General features: G+C 65.1%; 19 protein-coding genes. 5 read left to right on the top strand and 14 right to left on the bottom strand.

Going from position 1 to position 18,576, the window contains the following annotated elements:
• Position 1 precedes the first annotated feature (1 nt).
• The 4 genes from WJS89_RS07060 to WJS89_RS07045 form a co-directional block, all read right to left on the bottom strand.
• Complete coding sequence (locus WJS89_RS07060; RefSeq protein ID WP_346340241.1) at positions 2-331, bottom strand: hypothetical protein; 330 nt, start codon at positions 329-331, stop codon at positions 2-4.
• Positions 328-1,782 carry a Fe-S cluster assembly protein SufB gene (gene sufB, locus WJS89_RS07055; RefSeq protein WP_346341181.1) on the bottom strand — a complete coding sequence of 485 codons (1,455 nt, stop codon included), beginning with the start codon at positions 1,780-1,782 and terminating at the stop codon, positions 328-330. The genes WJS89_RS07060 and sufB overlap by 4 nt, the downstream gene beginning before the upstream one ends.
• A 32-nt stretch (positions 1,783-1,814) precedes the next feature.
• Positions 1,815-2,210: an SUF system Fe-S cluster assembly regulator gene (locus WJS89_RS07050; RefSeq protein WP_346340240.1), complete on the bottom strand. Its 396-nt coding sequence runs from the start codon at positions 2,208-2,210 to the stop codon at positions 1,815-1,817.
• Positions 2,211-2,319: 109 nt separating this feature from the next.
• Positions 2,320-4,116, bottom strand: a complete 1,797-nt coding sequence (locus WJS89_RS07045; protein WP_346340239.1) for a DUF885 domain-containing protein — start codon at positions 4,114-4,116, stop codon at positions 2,320-2,322.
• Between the two features lie 78 nt (positions 4,117-4,194).
• Between WJS89_RS07045 and WJS89_RS07040 the strand changes: the two genes are divergently transcribed.
• The 3 genes from WJS89_RS07040 to WJS89_RS07030 are packed head-to-tail and all read left to right on the top strand — an operon-like array spanning position 4,195 to position 8,724.
• Positions 4,195-5,235 carry a quinone-dependent dihydroorotate dehydrogenase gene (locus tag WJS89_RS07040; RefSeq protein WP_346340238.1) on the top strand — a complete coding sequence of 347 codons (1,041 nt, stop codon included), beginning with the start codon at positions 4,195-4,197 and terminating at the stop codon, positions 5,233-5,235.
• Between the two features lie 10 nt (positions 5,236-5,245).
• A complete protein-coding gene (gene ggt / locus WJS89_RS07035; RefSeq protein WP_346340237.1) occupies positions 5,246-6,961 on the top strand; it encodes a gamma-glutamyltransferase in 1,716 nt (571 codons plus the stop codon).
• Positions 6,958-8,724, top strand: a complete 1,767-nt coding sequence (locus WJS89_RS07030; protein ID WP_346340236.1) for an AMP-dependent synthetase/ligase — start codon at positions 6,958-6,960, stop codon at positions 8,722-8,724. Before ggt ends, WJS89_RS07030 begins: the two co-directional genes overlap by 4 nt.
• A 9-nt stretch (positions 8,725-8,733) precedes the next feature.
• Here the strand turns inward: WJS89_RS07030 and WJS89_RS07025 are convergent, their stop codons facing one another.
• The 10 genes from WJS89_RS07025 to WJS89_RS06980 are packed head-to-tail and all read right to left on the bottom strand — an operon-like array spanning position 8,734 to position 14,002.
• Positions 8,734-9,246 carry a YybH family protein gene (locus tag WJS89_RS07025; RefSeq protein WP_346340235.1) on the bottom strand — a complete coding sequence of 171 codons (513 nt, stop codon included), beginning with the start codon at positions 9,244-9,246 and terminating at the stop codon, positions 8,734-8,736.
• 2 nt (positions 9,247-9,248) lie between these two features.
• Positions 9,249-9,653 carry a hypothetical protein gene (locus WJS89_RS07020; protein WP_346340234.1) on the bottom strand — a complete coding sequence of 135 codons (405 nt, stop codon included), beginning with the start codon at positions 9,651-9,653 and terminating at the stop codon, positions 9,249-9,251.
• A gap of 28 nt (positions 9,654-9,681) precedes the next feature.
• Positions 9,682-10,440, bottom strand: a complete 759-nt coding sequence (gloB, locus tag WJS89_RS07015; RefSeq protein ID WP_346340233.1) for a hydroxyacylglutathione hydrolase — start codon at positions 10,438-10,440, stop codon at positions 9,682-9,684.
• Positions 10,434-10,856 carry a VOC family protein gene (locus WJS89_RS07010; protein ID WP_346340232.1) on the bottom strand — a complete coding sequence of 141 codons (423 nt, stop codon included), beginning with the start codon at positions 10,854-10,856 and terminating at the stop codon, positions 10,434-10,436. Before WJS89_RS07010 ends, gloB begins: the two co-directional genes overlap by 7 nt.
• Positions 10,853-11,506 (bottom strand): tetratricopeptide repeat protein, encoded by a 654-nt coding sequence (locus tag WJS89_RS07005; RefSeq protein WP_346340231.1) that lies wholly within the window; start codon positions 11,504-11,506, stop codon positions 10,853-10,855. Before WJS89_RS07005 ends, WJS89_RS07010 begins: the two co-directional genes overlap by 4 nt.
• Positions 11,503-12,258, bottom strand: coding sequence for an alpha/beta fold hydrolase (locus WJS89_RS07000; RefSeq protein ID WP_346340230.1), 756 nt, complete (start codon positions 12,256-12,258; stop codon positions 11,503-11,505). The genes WJS89_RS07005 and WJS89_RS07000 overlap by 4 nt, the downstream gene beginning before the upstream one ends.
• Positions 12,259-12,298: 40 nt before the next feature.
• Positions 12,299-13,201 carry an alpha/beta fold hydrolase gene (locus WJS89_RS06995; RefSeq protein WP_346340229.1) on the bottom strand — a complete coding sequence of 301 codons (903 nt, stop codon included), beginning with the start codon at positions 13,199-13,201 and terminating at the stop codon, positions 12,299-12,301.
• Positions 13,202-13,205: 4 nt separating this feature from the next.
• A complete protein-coding gene (locus WJS89_RS06990; RefSeq protein ID WP_346340228.1) occupies positions 13,206-13,400 on the bottom strand; it encodes a helix-turn-helix transcriptional regulator in 195 nt (64 codons plus the stop codon).
• Positions 13,397-13,822, bottom strand: a complete 426-nt coding sequence (locus WJS89_RS06985; protein ID WP_346340227.1) for a hypothetical protein — start codon at positions 13,820-13,822, stop codon at positions 13,397-13,399. Before WJS89_RS06985 ends, WJS89_RS06990 begins: the two co-directional genes overlap by 4 nt.
• Before the next feature lie 3 nt (positions 13,823-13,825).
• Positions 13,826-14,002 (bottom strand): hypothetical protein, encoded by a 177-nt coding sequence (locus WJS89_RS06980; protein WP_346340226.1) that lies wholly within the window; start codon positions 14,000-14,002, stop codon positions 13,826-13,828.
• A 139-nt stretch (positions 14,003-14,141) separates the two neighbouring features.
• On the opposite strand from WJS89_RS06980, the gene thrS reads away from it, so the two are divergent.
• Positions 14,142-16,160, top strand: a complete 2,019-nt coding sequence (gene thrS / locus WJS89_RS06975; RefSeq protein ID WP_346340225.1) for a threonine--tRNA ligase — start codon at positions 14,142-14,144, stop codon at positions 16,158-16,160.
• A 113-nt stretch (positions 16,161-16,273) separates the two neighbouring features.
• Complete coding sequence (locus WJS89_RS06970; RefSeq protein WP_346340224.1) at positions 16,274-18,469, top strand: methyl-accepting chemotaxis protein; 2,196 nt, start codon at positions 16,274-16,276, stop codon at positions 18,467-18,469.
• The last annotated feature ends 107 nt before the right edge of the window (positions 18,470-18,576 follow it).

Raw genomic sequence — 18,576 nt, 5'->3', positions numbered from 1 at the left:
GTCATTCGATGGGGCCGTCGTACGGCACGTATGGACGGTAAAGGTCGGCGTGTGCCTCTGCGCGCTTCGGGCCGGTGCAATCGGGGATCGCCTCGTGGAAGCGGCGGCGCACGTCTTCGGCCTCGCCGGTGAGGACGTGATAGTCCACGGCATAGGTCATGTCCTCGCCCGCTTCGGCGCGCGCGACATAGTCCTCGATGCGGGCGACGGCGGCGTCATATTCGCGTTGGAACGCTTGCTCGATGGCGCGACAACTGCCGGGCTCGGCAGCGGCCGGGGCGCAGGCGGTCGCGGCGAAAACTGCAGACAGGGCGAAGAGAGGGGGGGTCATCCCACACTCCCCTCGAGGCTCAGCGCGAGGAGCTTCTGCGCTTCGACGGCGAACTCCATCGGGAGCTCTTTGAGCACTTCCTTCGCGAAGCCGTTGACGATCAGCGCCACCGCCGCTTCCTCGTCGAGGCCGCGCGACTGGGCGTAGTACATCTGATCTTCGGAAATCTTGCTGGTCGTCGCTTCATGCTCGACCTGCGCTGTCGGATTGCGGACCTCGATATAGGGCACGGTATGCGCGCCGCACTGGCTTCCCAGCAACAGGCTGTCGCACTGGGTGAAATTGCGAACGTTTTCCGCCTTGGGCATCACGCGCACGAGGCCGCGATAGGTATTGTCGCTGCGCCCCGCGCTGATGCCCTTGGAGATGATCGTCGAACGCGAGCCCGACCCGATGTGCACCATCTTGGTGCCCGTATCGGCCTGCTGGAAATTGTTGGTGAGGGCGACCGAATAGAATTCGCCGACCGTGTCCGCGCCTTTCAAAATGCAGCTTGGGTATTTCCAGGTGATCGCGCTGCCGGTCTCGACCTGCGTCCAACTGACTTTCGAGCGGTCGCCCGCGCAGAGCGCGCGCTTGGTGACGAAATTGTAGATGCCGCCCTTGCCGTTCTTGTCGCCCGGATACCAGTTTTGGACGGTGGAGTATTTCACCTCCGCATCCTCGTGCGCGTAGATCTCGACCACGGCGGCGTGGAGCTGGTTCTCGTCGCGCATCGGCGCGGTGCAGCCTTCGAGATAGCTCACATAGCTGCCCTTTTCGGCAACGATCAGCGTGCGTTCGAACTGGCCGGTATTCTCCGCATTGATACGGAAATAGGTCGACAGCTCCATCGGGCAGCGGGTGCCCTCGGGGATGTAGACGAAGGTACCGTCGGAAAAGACCGCGCTGTTGAGGCAGGCGAAATAATTGTCGCGCTGCGGCACGACCGAGCCGATATATTTCTTCACCAGCTCCGGATGCTCCTTGATGGCCTCCGAAATGCTCATGAAGATGACGCCGGCCTTGGTCAGCTCCTCGCGGAAGGTCGTGGCGACCGACACGCTGTCGAACACCGCATCGACCGCGACCTTGCGCGCGCCCTCGACATTGGCGAGCACCTTCTGCTCCTCGATCGGAATGCCCAGCTTTTCATAGGTGCGGCGGATTTCCGGATCGAGTTCGTCGAGCGATTCCAGCGTCGGCTTTTTCTTCGGCTCGGCGTAATAATAGGCGTCCTGATAATCGATCGGCGGGATCGTGAGCTTGGCCCAGTCGACCTCCTCCATCTCGAGCCAGGCGCGGTAGGCCTTCAGGCGCCAGTCGAGCATCCACTGGGGCTCGCCCTTCTTGGCGGAGATGAAGCGGACGGTGTCTTCGTTCAGACCCTTGGGCGCGAAGTCCTGCTCGATATCGGTGGAGAAGCCCCACTCATATTCCTTGTCGAGCGCCTCGCGGGCCTCGGGGTTCATCTGCTCGCGGGAGGTGAGGGTGCGGGTATCGGTCATTGGGTTAGTTCCTGCAGCGAGACCGCGCCGAGCGCGCCCCGCACTTTCTGTCCGACCAACCCCATGTGCGGCTTGATCCTGCAATTGGCGTCGAGGGCGCAGTCCGAACTGCCGTCGCTGCACTGGGTCATGGCGATGGGCCCTTCGACCGCCTCGATAATGTCGGCGAGGCTGATGTCCTCGATCGGGCGGGACAGCGAATAGCCGCCGTTCGCGCCGCGCTGGCCCGTGATGAGATCGGCGCGTGCGAGCATCTGCATCAGTTTCTGTGCGGTCGCCTGCGGGACGCCCGTCTCGGCCGCCAGCGCAGCCGCCGACCAACGCGCCTCGGGGGCACGGGCGGCGGCGGTCATCATGACCACGGCATAGTCGGCAAGGTGGGTGAGGCGCATCGCTCTTTCTAATCGGACGGTTTCGTTCCGATTGGCGAGATGGCGGTGCGCCCGCCCTTTTTCAACCGATTTCCGCCACTTGCGAGTCGTTAGCAACTGGCGCGGCGGGTCATCCTCGCTTCGCGGCGATATAGGCGAGGATATTGTCTTCGAGCATGTCGAGTGGCACCGGTCCGGGGACGAGCACGGCGTCGTGGAACTCGCCCCAGTCGAAGTCGTCACCGAGTTCGTCCATCGCCCGTTGGCGCAGCTCCATGATCTTGAGCTTGCCGATCATGTAGGCCGTGGCCTGCCCCGGCAGCACGGCATAGCGCTCGATGGCCTTGCGGATGTCGGCCTCGGGGTTGGGCGTATTCTCCTGGAGATAGGCCATGGCCTCCTCGCGGCTCCAGCGCTTGTAATGGAGGCCGGTGTCGACGACCAGTCTCGCCGCGCGCCACAATTCCATGCCAAGGCGACCGAAGTCGGAATAGGGGTCGGTGTAGAAGCCCATGTCCTTGCCGAGCTCTTCGGAATAAAGGCCCCAGCCTTCGGTATAGGCGGTCTGCCCGCCGAAACGGCGGAAGGCGGGAAGGCCGTCCAATCCGGTCTGGATCGAACGCTGGAGATGGTGGCCGGGATTACCTTCGTGATAGGCGAGCGCCTCCAGTTCGTTGAGGCTCATGGCGTCCAGCTCGTAGAGATTGACGTAATAGGTGCCGGGTCGCGAGCCGTCGGGCGCGGGTGAATTGTAAAAGGCCTTGCCGGCACTCTTCTCGCGGAAGGCCTCGACGGGTTTGACCGTGAGCGGATCGTCCGGGAGCACGCCGAAATAGTCGGGGAGCGCGGGGTTCATCTTCGCGTAGACCGCATCCACCTTGGCGAGATATTCCTCGCGGCTTCTGGCGTAGAAGCGCGGGTCGGTGCGCGTGAATTCGAAAAAGTCCTGGAGGCTGCCCTCGAACCCGACCTCGTCCATGATGTCGCGCATCAGCGCATGGATCCGCGCGACATTGTCGAGGCCGAGCTGGTGGACCTCGTCGGGGCTCATGTCGCTATTGGTATAGTTGGCGAGCTGGGCGGCGTAATAATCGGCGCCGTTCGGCAGTCTCCAGACGCCGTCGTCGGTGGGGGCCATGGCTTGCTGGCGGACCATCTCGCGGCGCAGCTGCTCGTAGGCGATCTTGGCGTTGGCGTTCCACGCATAATCGGCGCGGGTCTTGAGGTCCCGCTTGGCGGCGGCGTCGAGGTCGAGCGCGTCGACCTTGCCGCGGAAATCTTCGAGCACCGCATTGTCGAGGCCTTGGGCGAGAAGATTGTCGATATCGGCGATGACATAAGGGTAGACCCAATCAGGCGGCATGATGCCGTTCGCGGCGCGCTCGGACGACTGGCGCGTATAGTCCTCGAGCACGCGGCCCATGTCCGAGATGCGCGCGATATAGGCCTCGGCGTGCGATGGCTGCGAGACGCGGTGGATGTTGATGAGGAAGGCCGGCAGCCCCGATTGCTGGCCGAACATCTGGTTGAAGAGGAAGCCGTGACGGCTGAACGGCTGCAGCCGCTCTTCCATCGCGAGATCGCGCAGGAAGAGATCGTAGCTGATGCGGTCCTGCATATTGAGCGAAGCGCGATCGAATTGCGCCTTCATCGCGTTGGCGGTGTCCTGCATGAGGCGCAGCTGCGCGATGTCGTTGGCTTCCGAAACATCGCCCCAGGTGCCGTAATCCTCGTCGATGATGCCGCGATAGGCTTTCGACGTCGGCGAGAATTCGAGTTGCATGGCATCGTAATTTTCGAACAGCGCTGCAAGCCGCGCGTTCGGCGCCGGCTCGGCGCCGGTGGCGGAGGAGACTTGCCCTGCTTCGGGCGTCGCGCAGGCGGCGGTGGTGGCAAGCAGCGCGGCGGCAAGCGTCAGGCGGATCATGCGGTCAAACTCCTGTTCGGACGAATCGATTGACGGCGAACTTGCCGACATCGACGTGCCCGCGCTAGTGCTTGCTCCATGTTGTACCCACTGATGCGGCCGCTCCTCTTTGCCGCCGACGCCGAGACCGCACACCGCGCCACGATCAAGGCGCTGTCGCATGTTCCGCCGCTGCCGAAGCCACGCTTCGCGCCGAGCCTGGCGCAGGAGGTGGCGGGCCTGCGCTTCCCCTCACCGATCGGGCTGGCGGCGGGGTTCGACAAGAACGGCGAAGCGCATCGCGCGATGCTGGGACTGGGGTTCGGGTTCGTCGAGATCGGAACGGTCACGCCGATGCCGCAGGAGGGCAATCCGCGCCCGCGGCTCTATCGACTGAAGGAAGACCGCGCCGTCATCAACCGCATGGGCTTCAACAACGACGGGCAGGACGTCGTGCGCAAGCGGATCGCGGGGCGGGACCGGTCGCGCGGGATCGTCGGCATCAACATCGGCGCGAACAAGACGAGCGAGGATCGCATCGCGGACTATCGGCGCGGGATGGTCTCGATGGCGCCCTATGCCGACTATATCACCATCAACATTTCCTCGCCCAACACGCCCGGCCTCCGGCAGTTGCAGGACCCCAAGCCGCTGCGTGCCTTATTGAAGACCGTGCGCGACATGCGCGAGGAAGGCGGACCACCGATCTTCCTGAAGGTCGCGCCCGATCTCGAGGAGGGCGACGTCGAAGCGATCTCGAAGGTCGCCGTATCGAAGGCGCATAAGGTCGATGCGCTGATCATCGCCAACACCACCATCGAGCGTCCCGACACGCTCCGGTCGGTGTTCGCGGTGCAGGAAGGCGGGCTGTCGGGCGCGCCGCTCGGCGACAAGGCGCTGGAGGCGCTCCGGGCGTTCCGCAAGGCGACCAAGGGGAAGCTGCCGTTGATCGCGGCGGGCGGGATCGGCACCCTCGACGATGTCTGGACGCGGATGCGTGCAGGGGCGAGCCTCGTTCAGCTCTATTCGGCGCTCGTCTACGAGGGTCCGGGCCTCGCGCGACGGCTGGCGAAGGGGCTGGCCGAGCGGCTCGAGGCCGAGGGCGTGGGCAACATTGCCGAAATCGTCGGAAGCGAGTAGCCCCACCGTCATGCTGCGCACCATTTTCGCTTTCGCCACGCTCTCGCTGACCGCGTGCGCCACCACCCCGACGGCAACGCCTTCTTCTCAACCGCCATCGGCGGTCGTGACCGGGGCCGTCTCTTCCGCCGAACCGCGCGCCACGGCGGCGGGCGAGGCGATGTTGGCGCAGGGTGGAAGCGCGACCGACGCCGCGATCGCGGTGATGCTCGCGCTCACCGTCGTCGAGCCGCAGTCGAGCGGGATCGGCGGCGGCGGTTTCATGCTGCACAGCGCCGCCAACGGACCCGTCACCAGCTACGACGGCCGCGAGACCGCGCCGATGGCAGCGGACGAGAACTGGTTCCTTGGCGAGGACGGCGAGACCCTTGGCTTTCGCGAGGTCGTGCCGGGCGGCAAGAGCGTCGGCGTTCCGGGCAATATCGCGCTCGCGGCGATGGTTCACGAGCGTCACGGACGGCTCGACTGGGCGGCGCTTTTCGAGCCTGCGATCCGGCTGGCGCGCGAAGGGTGGCCGATGACCGAACGGCTGCGCAGCACGTTGGAAGGCTCGCCGACGGCACCGCTGACCGCGGCGGCGCGCGACCTGTATTATGACGGCGAGGCGCCCAAGCCGGTCGGTACGCGCCTGACCAATCCGCGTCTGGCAGCAACATTGGAACGGCTCGCGGAACTGGGCCCCGAAGCCTTTTACGCGGGCCGCAATGCCGAGGACCTGCGCGATGCGGTGGCGATGGCACCGGTCGCGCCCGCAGACATGACGCTCGCCGATATCGAAGCCTATCGCGCCAAGGAGCGGCTGCCCGTCTGCGGCACCTACCGCCACCATGAAATCTGCTCGATGGGCCCGCCATCCTCGGGCGCGACGACGGTGTTGCAGATCCTCGGACTTCTCGAGCGGTTCGACATCGGATCGATGGGCCCCGACGACCCCGACTTCTGGCATCTGTTCGCCGAAGCGACGCGGCTCGCCTTCGCCGATCGCGGTGCCTATCTCGGCGATCACGATTTCGTTCCCGTCCCCGTGCCCGGCCTGTTCGACAAGGCTTATCTCGCCGAACGGTCGCAGTCGATCTCGCTGACGTCCGCGATGGACGAAGCGCGCGCGGGCTACCCGCCGGGCAATGTCGCGACCGCTTTCGGCCAGGAGCCGCGCGAAAGCGGGACCAGCCATTTCGCCATTGCCGACGATGCGGGCAATGTCGTCAGCTATACCTCGACGATCGAGAGCGCCTTCGGGTCGGGACTGATGGTCGGCGGCTATTTCCTCAACAACGAACTGACCGATTTCAGCTTCGATCCCGTCGGCCCCGGTGGCGTGCTCGCGGCCAATCGCGTCCAGCCGGGCAAGCGCCCGCGCTCCTCGATGAGCCCCGCGATCGTCTTCGGTCCCGACGGGGAGGCGCTGCTCGGAGTCGGCGCGGCAGGTGGCGCAACCATCATCGCGCAGACCGCCAAGACCATCATCGCGGTCATCGATTTCGAAATGGATGCGCGGCAGGCGATCGCGCTTCGCAATGTCTATGCGCCGGGCGGGACCGTGCTGGTCGAGGAAGGCGAGGGAGCCGACGCGCTTGCCGCCGCGCTCACCGCGCGCGGCCACGGGAATGTGCGCGTCACGAGCCCGCGTTTCAAAGCGAATGCGGTGCACAAGATCGGCGGGCGCTGGATCGCCGCCTTCGATCCGCGCACCGAAAAGGATGTGAGAGGAGTGGCATTGCCATGACCGCAAGGACCCAGCTCGAACATTTTCCCAACCTGGTGACGATGTTCTTCACCCGCGCGCGCGAGCGGGGGGACCGGCCGTTCCTGTGGTCCAAGAAAGACGGCGCGTGGACCTCCATCAGCTGGAGCGAAGCGGCGCAGAAGGTGGCGGGGCTGGCGCAGGGCTTGCGCGACCTCGGCGTCGAGCCGGGCGACCGCGTCATGCTGGTAAGTGAAAACCGCCCCGAATGGCTGCTGTCCGACCTCGGCATCATGGCGGCGGGGGCGATCACGGTCCCGACCTACACGACCAATACGACGCGCGATCACCAGCACATCCTCGGCAATTCGGACGCCAAGGCGGTGATCGTCTCCAACCAGAAACTTGCCGAGCCGCTCATTCCCGCAGTGCTGTTCCAGAGCGACTGCCATCACATCATCTCGATTGACGACATCATCACCGGTCAGTCGCCCGACGTCGCGCGCTTCCACCATTGGAACGACATCGTCTCGACCGCCGCTTCGGTGGAGAAGTTCGAGAACGAGGCGCAGGCCAAGGGCCGGGACGATCTCGCCTGCATCATCTATACGAGCGGCACCGGCGGCGCGCCGCGCGGGGTGATGCAGCATCACGGCATGGTGCTGCATAATGTCGAGGGCTGCGTCGACGTCATCGCCAACGATTTCGGCTGGGACGAGGAAGAGCGTTTTCTATCCTTCCTGCCCGCCAGCCACGCCTATGAGCATACCGGCGGACAGCATTTTCCCGTGGGGCTGGGCGGACAGATTTTCTACGCCGAAAGTCTCGAAAAGCTGGCCGCTAACATCGAGGAGACCCGCCCGACGATCATGGTCGTCGTGCCGCGCCTGTTCGAGATGCTGCGCGCCAAGATGCTCAAGACCATCGAGAAGGAAGGCGGGCTGCCCAAATTCCTGCTCGACAAGGCGGTCGCGATCGCAACGCGGCGCTACGAGGGCAAATATGGCCCCGGCGATTTCGTGATGGACAAGGTCGTCGGGATGACGCTGCGCAAGAAGGTGCGTGCCAAGTTCGGCGGACACAACAAAGCGATGGTGTCGGGCGGCGCGCCGCTCACGCCCGACGTCGGGCTGTTCTTCCAGGCGATGGGGATCACGCTGCTGCAGGGGTACGGCCAGACCGAGAGTGGCCCCGTCATCAGCTGTAACCGTCCGCGTGCGGGCGTGCGCATGGAGACGGTCGGGCCGCCCCTCAAGAATACCGAAGTGCGCATTGCCGAGGACGGCGAAATCTGCGTGCGCGGCGAGCTCGTCATGAAGGGGTATTGGCGCAACAAGGACGATACCGAAAAGGTCATCGACAAGGACGGCTGGCTGTTGACGGGCGACGTCGGGCATCTCGACGGCAAGGGCCGGATCGTCATTACCGATCGCAAGAAGGACCTCATCGTTCTCGACAAGGGCGACAATGTCGCGCCGCAGCGGGTCGAGGGGCTCCTCACGCTTCAGAACGAAATCGGGCAGGCGATGGTCTATGGCGACAATCGCCCCTATATCGTCGCGCTCCTGGTCCCCGACGCCGAGGCGACGCGCGGGATGGACGACAAGCAGATCCACGCGGCGCTGAGCGCGGCGGTCGACCGCGTCAATGCGGACCTCAATGTGATCGAGAAGGTGCGGCGGTTCATCATCGCCGACGAACCCTTCAGCGTCGAGAACGAGATGCTCACGCCCAAGCAGAGCATCCGTCGCCACAAGATCCGGGCCGCGTATGACGAGCGGCTTGGCGCGCTCTACAGACGGTGAGCCGCCCTCTTAGCTCGAATGGTCGGCGACGATGCGCCAGCCCCCTTCTTCGCGCGCGAAGACGAGGCTGGTAAAGCCTGTGGCCGGTTCTTTTGTGGCGTCGGGATAGGTGAGGACATAGCGCGCGATGAAAAGCGCATGCTCCGGACCCAGCGCACGCACATCTTCGGTTTCGAAGGACAGCGTGCCGCGTTCGGCGGGATCGGGGTCGCTCCAGTCATAGGCCTCGCGGTAGCGCGCCTCCATCGCCGAGCGACCGCGCACAAGCCCCGAGGAGCCGACGAAACTGGTTTCGGGCGCGTCGGAATAGATGGCGAGGAAGCGCTCCATGTCGCCCTCGTTCCATCCGGCCGCGCTGTCGGCCATCACGGCTTCGATCTGTGCGCGGATGTCCTCGACCGACTGGGGCGCGGTCTGTTCGTCCACCGAAGGAGGCGCGTCGCTGGGAGGCGCGGATTCACAGGCGGTCGCGAAAAGCAGGATCGCGATGGCGGGAACCGCGCCCGCCCGCACTGTCAACATGACTAGCTGCCGGCCCGTTCGTAGGGGACGAAGGACTCGATGCCACAGGCACCCGTCTGCATCCCGGTGCTGGTATCGATCGACGTCACGATGTCGGAATCGCAGACCTGACCTCCAAAGGTTTCGAAAACGAGCACCTCGCCATGCCGTTCGAGCGCTGGACAGCGGTTCGAGAAGGTCGCAACCACCCGTTTGGCACCATCGCGGTAGAGTACGGTGCGATCGTCGATGACGGTCTGGCGCTGCGTCAGTCGCAGGTCGAGGCAGCGGTCAGGTTCGCCGACCACATATCCCGCCAACTCCTCGTCGAGCTTCATGCGATCCTCGGGCGCCATCGCATAGTCGTCGGCCGGCGTCGCGGCGCAGCCTGCCAGAAGGATGGCGGGAATTAAGGCGAATGCGCGCATGACAGGCTCCTCGAAAGATCGGTCCAGGCTAGAAACGATCCTTTGCCTCTCGAAGTTGCCCTAGCATGAACGAATCGCGCGCGCGGACGAACAGGTTGGTCGCCTTTTCCTCGCCGATCGTGGTCGGAACCGTGCGCCGGGAGGCTGCGCGGGCCGTCCGCACTTTCTCCATGCGATCGAGGATCGCAGGGTCGTCAGGCTCCATCGACAATGCGAACGTCCCGTTCGCCTCGGTATATTCGTGGGCGCAATAGACCTTGGTGTCGTCGGGCAGCGCGGCGAAGCGCTGGAGCGAGGCGTGCATGTCCTCGGGGCTTCCTTCGAACAATTTGCCGCAACCCATGGCGAACAGGGTGTCGCCGCAAAAGAGCAACCCGTCTTGGGCAAAATAGAAGGCGATATGGCCTGCGGTGTGACCCGGAACGTGCCAGACTTCGCCGGTCGCATCGCCGAGCTTCACATCGTCGCCGTCGTCCACGGCCTCGTCGATCCCGGGGATTTTCGCCGCTTCGGGTTTCGGCCCGACGATCGTGCAGCCCGCTTTGTCCTTCACGGCAAGATTACCGCCCGTGTGGTCGGGGTGCCAGTGGGTGTTGAGGACGTGGGTGATCGGCCAACCGAGCGCATCGGCGGCCTCGAGGCAGGCCGCGCCGTCGCCCGGATCGACCACCGCCACCGTCTCGCCGATCTTCGCGAGCCAGTGATAATTATCGCTAAAGGCAGGCACGCAGGCGATTTCGAACCGCCCGACGCGATCGATCTCGTAACCGGCGCGCGTTTCTACCATGTGCCGTCGTTCTCCATCGACGCCCACGGCTCGCGCGGCTCCTGCGCGCCAGACTTGTTGAGCAACTCGATCGAAATGCCGTCGGGCGTCTTCACGAAGGCCATGCGTCCGTCGCGGGGCGGACGGTTGATGGTGACGCCATGGTCGCGGAGCGTCTCGCAGGTCGCGTAGATATCGTCGACATGGAAAGCGAGGTGCCCGAAATTGCGCCCGCCTTCGAGCCCTTCGGGTTCGCCATCCCAATTGTGCGTCAGCTCGACTTCGGCTTCTTCGCCCGGAACGCCCAGAAAGACGAGCGTGAAGCGTCCCGCCTCGACGTCGCGGCGGCGACGCTCCTCAAGGCCGAGGAGCTTGAAGAAATCGACCGTCGCGTCGGGATCGGCGACGCGGAGCATGGCGTGGAGATAAGCGGTCATTGCGGCGTCAACGCATCGAGGGCCCTGGCGGCTGCACGGCCCGCCGGATGGTAGGGCATCGCGATGACGGCGTCGGTGAAGGCCTTGCGCGCGCCGGGTAAATCCTCCGCCGCGAGGGCGATCTGCCCCGACAGGAGCAACAGTTCGGGGCTGTCCTTGGCGCGCACGAGACCCGCATCGACCCGGGTCCGCGCCGCGTCCAACTGCTGGCTCTGGAGCGCCATCGCCGCGCCCGTCAGCCAGTAATAGGGATCTTCGGAAACGGTCTCGCCCGCCGCAAGCCACGCGGTATCGGCCTCGTCCTTGCGATCGAGTCGGTAGAGCGCCTGCGCCCGGTCGAGATGCGTCCAACCCTGCTGGAGCGGGGTGAGTGCATTCAGTGCCAAGGCATTGGCGGCGGTCGCCTGTGCGTCGTCCAGCTTCCCGGCCACCGCGAACAAGGGAGCGGCAGCGGCAAGCGCGCGCGCCTTGCTCGCGGGGTCGTCCACCGACTGGGCCAGCGTCACGAACTGTGCGGCCGCCAGTGCATGGTCCCCCGCCTCGATCGCCAGCTTGGCGTTGCATTCCATCTGCGCGGGCGTGTCGCCTGTCGTGCAAGGCATGGGCGGTGCGTCCTGGATGGCGAGAAGGGCGAGGAAGGAAAGGATCATTGCTGCGTCACCAATCGGTCGAGGGCATGAAGGTCGGCAAGGATGGCGCCGATCTCGTGCGGTTCGGAAAGGCGATGTCCGCTATTCTTGATGAGGCGAAGCTGAACGTCGGGACTGGTCAGTCGCTGGAGTGCGGCGGCCGAAATGCGCGCGGGCACATCGGCATCGCCTTCGCCGTGAATGAAGCGAACGGGGCCGCGATAATCGATCGGCCCGTTCAGCACCTTGAGCCTTTCACCCGACACCCAGAAGCCCTTGTGCGTGACCTGGACGCTGTCGTCGTACCGGCTGGGTCGCTCGATCTTTCCGTCGGTGGCGAGAAGTCGCTTTTCCTCTTCCGAGTAGCCCCAGTCGGTAAAATCGGGCGCGGATGCGAGGCCGAGAAGGGCGGCGACACGATCGGGCCGACGGGTCGCGGCAAGGAGAGCCAACCAACCGCCCATCGAGGACCCGACGAGAATGACAGGGCCCTTGGCGACATGGTCGATCATCGCCAGCACGTCCTCGAGCCAGCGTTCGAGCGTGCCGTCGGCGAAGTCGCCGCCGGACGACCCCGTGCCCGAATAATCGAAGCGCAGGCACCCGCGCCCGCCGTCCGCCGCATAGGAATCGATCGCGGTCGCCTTGCCGCCCTCCATGTCCGAGGCATAGCCCGGCAGGAAGAGGTAGGTGACGCCTTTGCCTTCGCGGTGGCGGTAGGCGATGGAGCGACCGTCATGGTCGAGATGCTGGATGGGGGGCTGGTCTGTCATGCCCCCCACCTAGGGCGTCGTCGGGCCGCTTTGAAGAGCGTCAGTCGCCGCTGAGCGCCTTCAATTCGGCGAGGAACACGTCGGGCCGGTCGAGTTGGACGAAGTGGCGGCTGTTATCGACGGGGACCATCCGCACGTTCGGCACGGCCGCCCAGTCGGTCGCGTAACGCTCGACCGCCATCTGCCCCAGCGGCTCTTCGACGAAATGAATGACCGTGACGGGCATCTGGAGTGTCGCAACCTCCTGCCGCAGATCGCGCATCATGTCTTCGTGGATCAGCCGCGCAACCACGAGCGGTTCGGCCTTCAGGCTCCAGTTGGCGATCTTGACCCGGGTCGCTTCGTCGACAGACATGCCTGTCGCCCCGTCGCCGCTGGTCGTGCCCTGCTCGCCCATCGCGCGCATGGCGTCGGCCTGGGCGATGATCATGTCGCGCATGCTGTCGGCTTGCGACCCGATCGTTTCCAGCGTCTGGTCGGCGCCGAAGACGGTGCCGAAAAAGGGCAGCGAATCGAGAATCAGCAGGTTCTTCGCCTGGGCGTCATGATCGAGGCCGAACTGGGCCGCGACAAGGCCGCCGAGGCTATGGCCGACGATGGTCGCGGGCTCGAGGCCGCGCGCCGCGAGATCCGACGAGAGGTCGGAAACGATGCCGTCCAACGCGCCTTCCGCTTCGTTTGCCGTGCCGCGCTCGCCGTCGAAGCCGCGGACCTCGACGGTGAGGAGGCGGTGCGTGTCGCGAAGCGCGGCGACCGTATCGTCCCACACTTCGTCGGGGGTGCTCATCCCGGGGATCAGCACGACGACCGGGCCCGCATCGCCATAGAGCGTGGTGCGGATATGGTCGTGGAGCACGACGTCCTGCGCGGCGGCGGGCGCGGCAGCGGACAAAGGGGTGGCGATCGCCGCAAGCGCGGCGGCAAGGAACATCATCGATTTCATGGACCTATCCTTTCGGGTCGAAAATATCCTCGATCTTCAGCGCGAAGATCTCGGCGATGGTGAAGGCGAGTGGGAGCGAGGGGTCGTACTTGCCCGTCTCGATGGCGTTGACGCTCTGGCGGCTGACGCCGAGTTTGTCGGCAAGCGTCTGCTGCGACCAGTCGCGCTCCGCGCGTAGAACCTTGAGACGGTTTTTCATCGCAGCGTGGTGCCCCAGGTGCCGTAGGTAATGCGGTTGGCGATCTGCCCGACGAACAGGCCCGCGAAGAACACCACCGGCCACCAATAGGCATCGACCCGATCGACGATGCCGAAGTCGCTGAGGAAACCGTGCATCGCCGCCGCGCCCAGCGCGATGCCCGTCGCGATGAGCGTCTGGCGGACCATCAGCAGCTTCAAGAACTCGTCCTTCATCTCGACGATCAGCGCGCCGATGACCAGGAAGACGGCGGTGATGCAGAGTCCGCAAACGAGCGCGATGGGAAAGGCGGCGGCGTCGGACAGCAGCCCCTCGCGCATCGCCAGCTGGCCGCCGACGAGCGCGAGGATATAGACCGTCATGACCGCGAGAAGGCGCACCGTGTAGCGCTTCATCGGTCCCTTGTTGGGATGATCGGCCATGGTTCAGCAACCGCCGTTGGCGCGGCGGGCACAGCCTTTGGGATCAGCCACGCCCATGGCGATTAAGGCGCAGAACACGATCCAGAAGCTCGCGCCGTCCCATTCGCTCAGCATCGAGATGGTGGCGAGGGCGATCAGTGCGAATGCCCAGAACAGTGGCCGGATCTTGGATCGAAGCATTGGTCAAACTCCCTTTTCATAATGTAAAGCGACTTTGACATCCGATTCGGTGATTGTCAAGCGACATTGACAAGATGACAAGCAAGGTTGAATTCTCCTTTTGGTTGAAGCTCTTGCTGCGCTGCACTAGGAAACCGGCATGACCGAACTGTCGAAAATCTCCCTGCCCGACGGCAGCGTGAAGGAAATGAAGCCCGGCGCGACCCCTTATGACGTCGCCGCCGAGATCGGCCCCGGGCTGGCCAAGGCGGCAATCGCCGCGCGCGTGGACGGCGAGGTCCGCGATCTCAAGCGTCCGTTCGAGGGCGATGCGCAGCTCGAGCTGATCACGAAGCGCGACGAGACCGATGCGCTCGAACTGGTGCGCCACGACTTCGCGCATATTCTCGCCGAGGCGGTGCAGAACATGTACCCCGGCACGCAGATCACCTTCGGCCCCGCGACGGACGACGGATTCTACTACGATTTCGCTCCCGCCCCCGGTCGCGGCATGTTCACCGAGGAGGACCTTCCCGCGATCGAGGAAGAGATGCGGGCCATCATCAAGGCCGATAAACCGCTGATCCGTGAAGTGTGGGACCGCGAGAAGGTGCGCCAGTTCTTCATTGACCATGGCGAGGCGTTCAAGGCCGAGTGGGTGATGGAGCTGCCCGAGAACGAGCCCATCACCATGTACAAGACGGGCGAAGGCGAGGCCGACTGGATCGACCTGTGCCGCGGACCGCATTTGCCGAGCACCGGCTATCTCGACCCCAAGGCGTTCAAGCTCACCCGCGTGTCGGGTGCCTATTGGCGCGGCGACCAGTCGAACCCGATGCTTTCGCGCATCTATGGCACCGCCTGGCTCGACAAGAAGCAGCTCGCCGCGCACCTCCACCGTCTCGAGGAAGCCGCCAAGCGCGACCATCGCAAGCTGGGCGCGGAGATGGACCTGTTCCACCTGCAGCAGGAGGCGCACGGCAGCGTCTTCTGGCACCCGCAGGGCTACAAGATCTGGCGCGAGCTGGAGGCCTACATGCGCCGCGCGATCGACGCGGGCGGCTATGACGAGATCAAGACCCCGCAGCTGATGGACGTCCGCCAGTGGACCCAGTCGGGCCACTGGGGGAAATATGCGGAGAACATGTTCGCGGTCCCCGACATCGTGCCCGACGTGGAGAGCGAGGAGGAGGCCGCTGCGCCTGACGTCGCTGCAGATGCCGACTGGATGGCGATCAAGCCGATGAACTGCCCGGCGCACGTGCTCGTCTTCAAGCAGGGCATCACCAGCTACAAGGAGCTGCCGATCCGGCTCTACGAGAACGGCTGCTGCCACCGCAACGAGCCGCACGGCGCGCTGCACGGGCTGATGCGCGTGCGCCAGTTCACGCAGGACGACGCGCACATTTTCTGTACGCAGGAACAGGTGGTCGAGGAGATCCAGAAGTTCTGCACGCTGGCCGACCGCATCTACAAGGACTTCGGCTACACCTATGCCGTCAAGCTCGCGACGCGCCCCGAAAAGCGCTTCGGCAGCGACGAGATGTGGGATCGCTCGGAGCAGGAAATGCGCGACGCGGTGAAGGCCGCGGGCATGGACAATGACGACTATGGCTGGGAGGAACTCCCGGGCGAGGGCGCCTTCTACGCCCCCAAGCTCGAGTGGCACCTGACCGACGCGATCGGGCGTACCTGGCAGGTCGGAACGATCCAGTCTGACCGCGTGCTGCCCGAGCGGCTGGACGCGAGCTACATCGGCGAGGACGGCGAGCGGCACCGCCCGGTGATGCTCCACCGCGCCATCTTCGGCAGCTACGAGCGCTTCATCGGCATGCTCATCGAGCATTATGCGGGCCGGATGCCCGTATGGCTGAGCCCCACGCAGGCGGTCGTCACCACGATCGTGTCGGACGCCGACGGCTTCGCGCGCGATGTCGCGGCGCGGCTCGAGGCCGAGGGGCTGCGGGTCGAGGCCGATCTTCGCAACGAGAAGATCAACTACAAGGTGCGCGAGCACAGCTTGAAAAAGGTCCCCGTGATCGCGGTGGTCGGCAAGCGCGAGGCCGAGGAAGGCACGGTCGCCGTGCGGCGCCTCGGCTCGGGCGACCAGCAGGTGATGGCATTGGATGACTTCGTCGCGATGATGAAGGACGAGGCGACCCCGCCGGACTTGCGCTGACGGGGACGGCATCCCCTTATAACATGTTAACCAATTTTTCGGGGTCGCCGATCTAAGTCGTGATTCAATTGACGTCGCCACTCGGGGCGATGCATGAATCACGGGGTAGGCGGGTGAGTGTCTTCGACAAGATTTCGGGCCAGGCGCGGCTGACCTTTTCGCGCGTGTCGCGCGGGGAGTTCTCGCTGGTCCGCGCGATCGTGATCACAATTCTCATCATGGCCGCGATCATCATCGGGCTGGCGGTGTCGAGCTTTACCACATCGATCCATGATCGCAGCGCTGCGTCCGATCTCAAGCGCGCGAACATACTCACCTCCGAGGTCAACGCGGCCAGCGAGCATTGGGCGACCTCGCGCGGCCTCACCTACATTGCGTTGAAGGATGCCAAACCCGTCACAACCGAGCGGCTGAAGACGATACTGGCCGAGCGGCGTGCGGGCGATGCTTCGATGGCCGAAGCGCTCTCGCATTTCGAACCCCAGACTGCCGAAGAGCGCGCCCTCGCGAAGGATTTCGAGATTGCGCGACAGGATTATGAAACCATGGTCGCGCTGGCCGGGAAGGCGGTTCAGGCACCGGTTGCCGAGCGTGACCCCGGCCTCGCGGTCCGCTTCCTCGCCGCCGCGACCAATCGGATCATGACCGCGCAGGCACTGCGATTCGCGGTCGCCACGCAGGCGCAATCTTCTGCCGACATCGCGAACCTCATGATGCTCAAGCATCTCGCATGGGAGATGAGCGAATATTCGGGGAGGGAACGCGCGCTCGTTGGCGGGCAGATTGCAAGCGGCCAACCCATCGACCCGACGCAGCGCTCGGTCATCATCGAGAATCGTGGCCGCGTCCTCGCAGCCTGGGAAACGGTCGATACGCTGAACGCGCAGGGTGCCAATGCGCGCTCGATCGATGCAGCGATCGACGCGGCCTCCGGCAACTATTTCGACGACTATGACGCGGTCCGTCAGGCGGTCTACGCCGCGAGTGATGCGCGCACTCCCTATCCGATGACCGCATACGAATGGTTCGATCGGTCGACCGAGGCGATCGACGGACTGCTCGCGATTACCGCGGCTGCCGACGCGGTCACGACCCGGACCGTGGATGAACGCCACACCGCCGCCGGCTGGTCGATCGCGATGCAGGCAGCGTTGATGCTCGCTGCGATCGCGGCGGTGGCGGGGCTGATCTGGGTGGTGCTTCGCCACGTCCAGCGACCGATGAGCGAATTGATGGGGGCGACCGAGCGGATCAGTCGCGGCAAGTTCGATGCGCGGCTACCGACCGATGCGCGCAGTCTCGAGGTGGCACAGATCGCGCAGACGCTGACCAAGTTCGGCGACGCCGTTGCCGAGCGCGAGCGGTTCGAGCGGGACAAGATGGCGGCAGAGCGCCGCGACCGCGAGGCGCGCGAGGCGGCACTCGAGGCTGATCGCAGGATGGTGGAGGAGCGCGAGCAGCGCGCTCGCCATCTCGCCAACACCGGTAACGAATTCACGCGCCGGATGCACCAGACGGTCTCGACGCTCGCGGCGGCGGCGGACCAGCTTTCCGCGACCGCCGACCTGATGCTCGAGCAACTCGGCAATACCACGCAGGAACTGTCCGCGGTCGCACGCGAGACGGGAACGGCATCGGCCCATGTGCGCGAGGCGGCGGCAGCGGCCGACCAGATCCGCCTCGCGATCGACGATATCGCGCGGCAGGTCGAGGACCAGCGCGGCTCCGCGGTCGAGGCGGCGGATCGTTCGACGCAAACGGCGGGCGAAGTGCAGCGGCTATCGGACAGTACCAGGAACGTGGGCGAGATGGTCGGCATGATCGACGATGTCGCCAAGAAAACGGGCCTGCTCGCGCTCAACGCCACCATCGAAGCGGCGCGCGCGGGCGAAGCCGGGCGCGGATTCGCGGTCGTGGCGGGCGAGGTGAAAAGCCTTTCCGAACAGACCGCCGATGCAACGTCGAACGCCGGCAGCACGGTCGGCCAGATGAGCAGTGCGATCGACAGTTCGGTGGCGGGGTTCCGCGAGGTCGACGCGGCCATTCAGCGGATCAGCCAGGCAGCCACCGCGATCGCGGCATCGGTGCGCCAGCAGACGCAGGCGACCAGCGCGCTGAGCCAGGGCGTCGAGGGCGCGGCAAGCGTGGCGGACGACGTGGCGCGGCGGGCGCGAACGGTCGACGAAGGGGCGGGCTCGGTGCTTGCAGCCGCCACGCAGGTCAAGTCGGCGAGCGGCGAATTGGCGAAACTCGCCGACGCGGTGCGTGTCGACGTCGAACATTTTCTGAACGACCTCCAAGCGGCCTGATCGCACAGGCCGAGGGAACCCCAATGCGCGGCGGGCCTTTATTTCTGGGCCCGGCATGCCTATCTCGCTGCCTTGCAACGCCAAGAAACGACTCAAGAGGAGATTTC

It is taken from the genome of Sphingomicrobium aquimarinum (genome assembly GCF_039655735.1).
GTDB classification, from domain to species: domain Bacteria; phylum Pseudomonadota; class Alphaproteobacteria; order Sphingomonadales; family Sphingomonadaceae; genus Sphingomicrobium; species Sphingomicrobium aquimarinum.
Note: the sequence above shows the minus strand (reverse complement) of the source record. Positions and strands in the feature narration are given on the sequence as shown.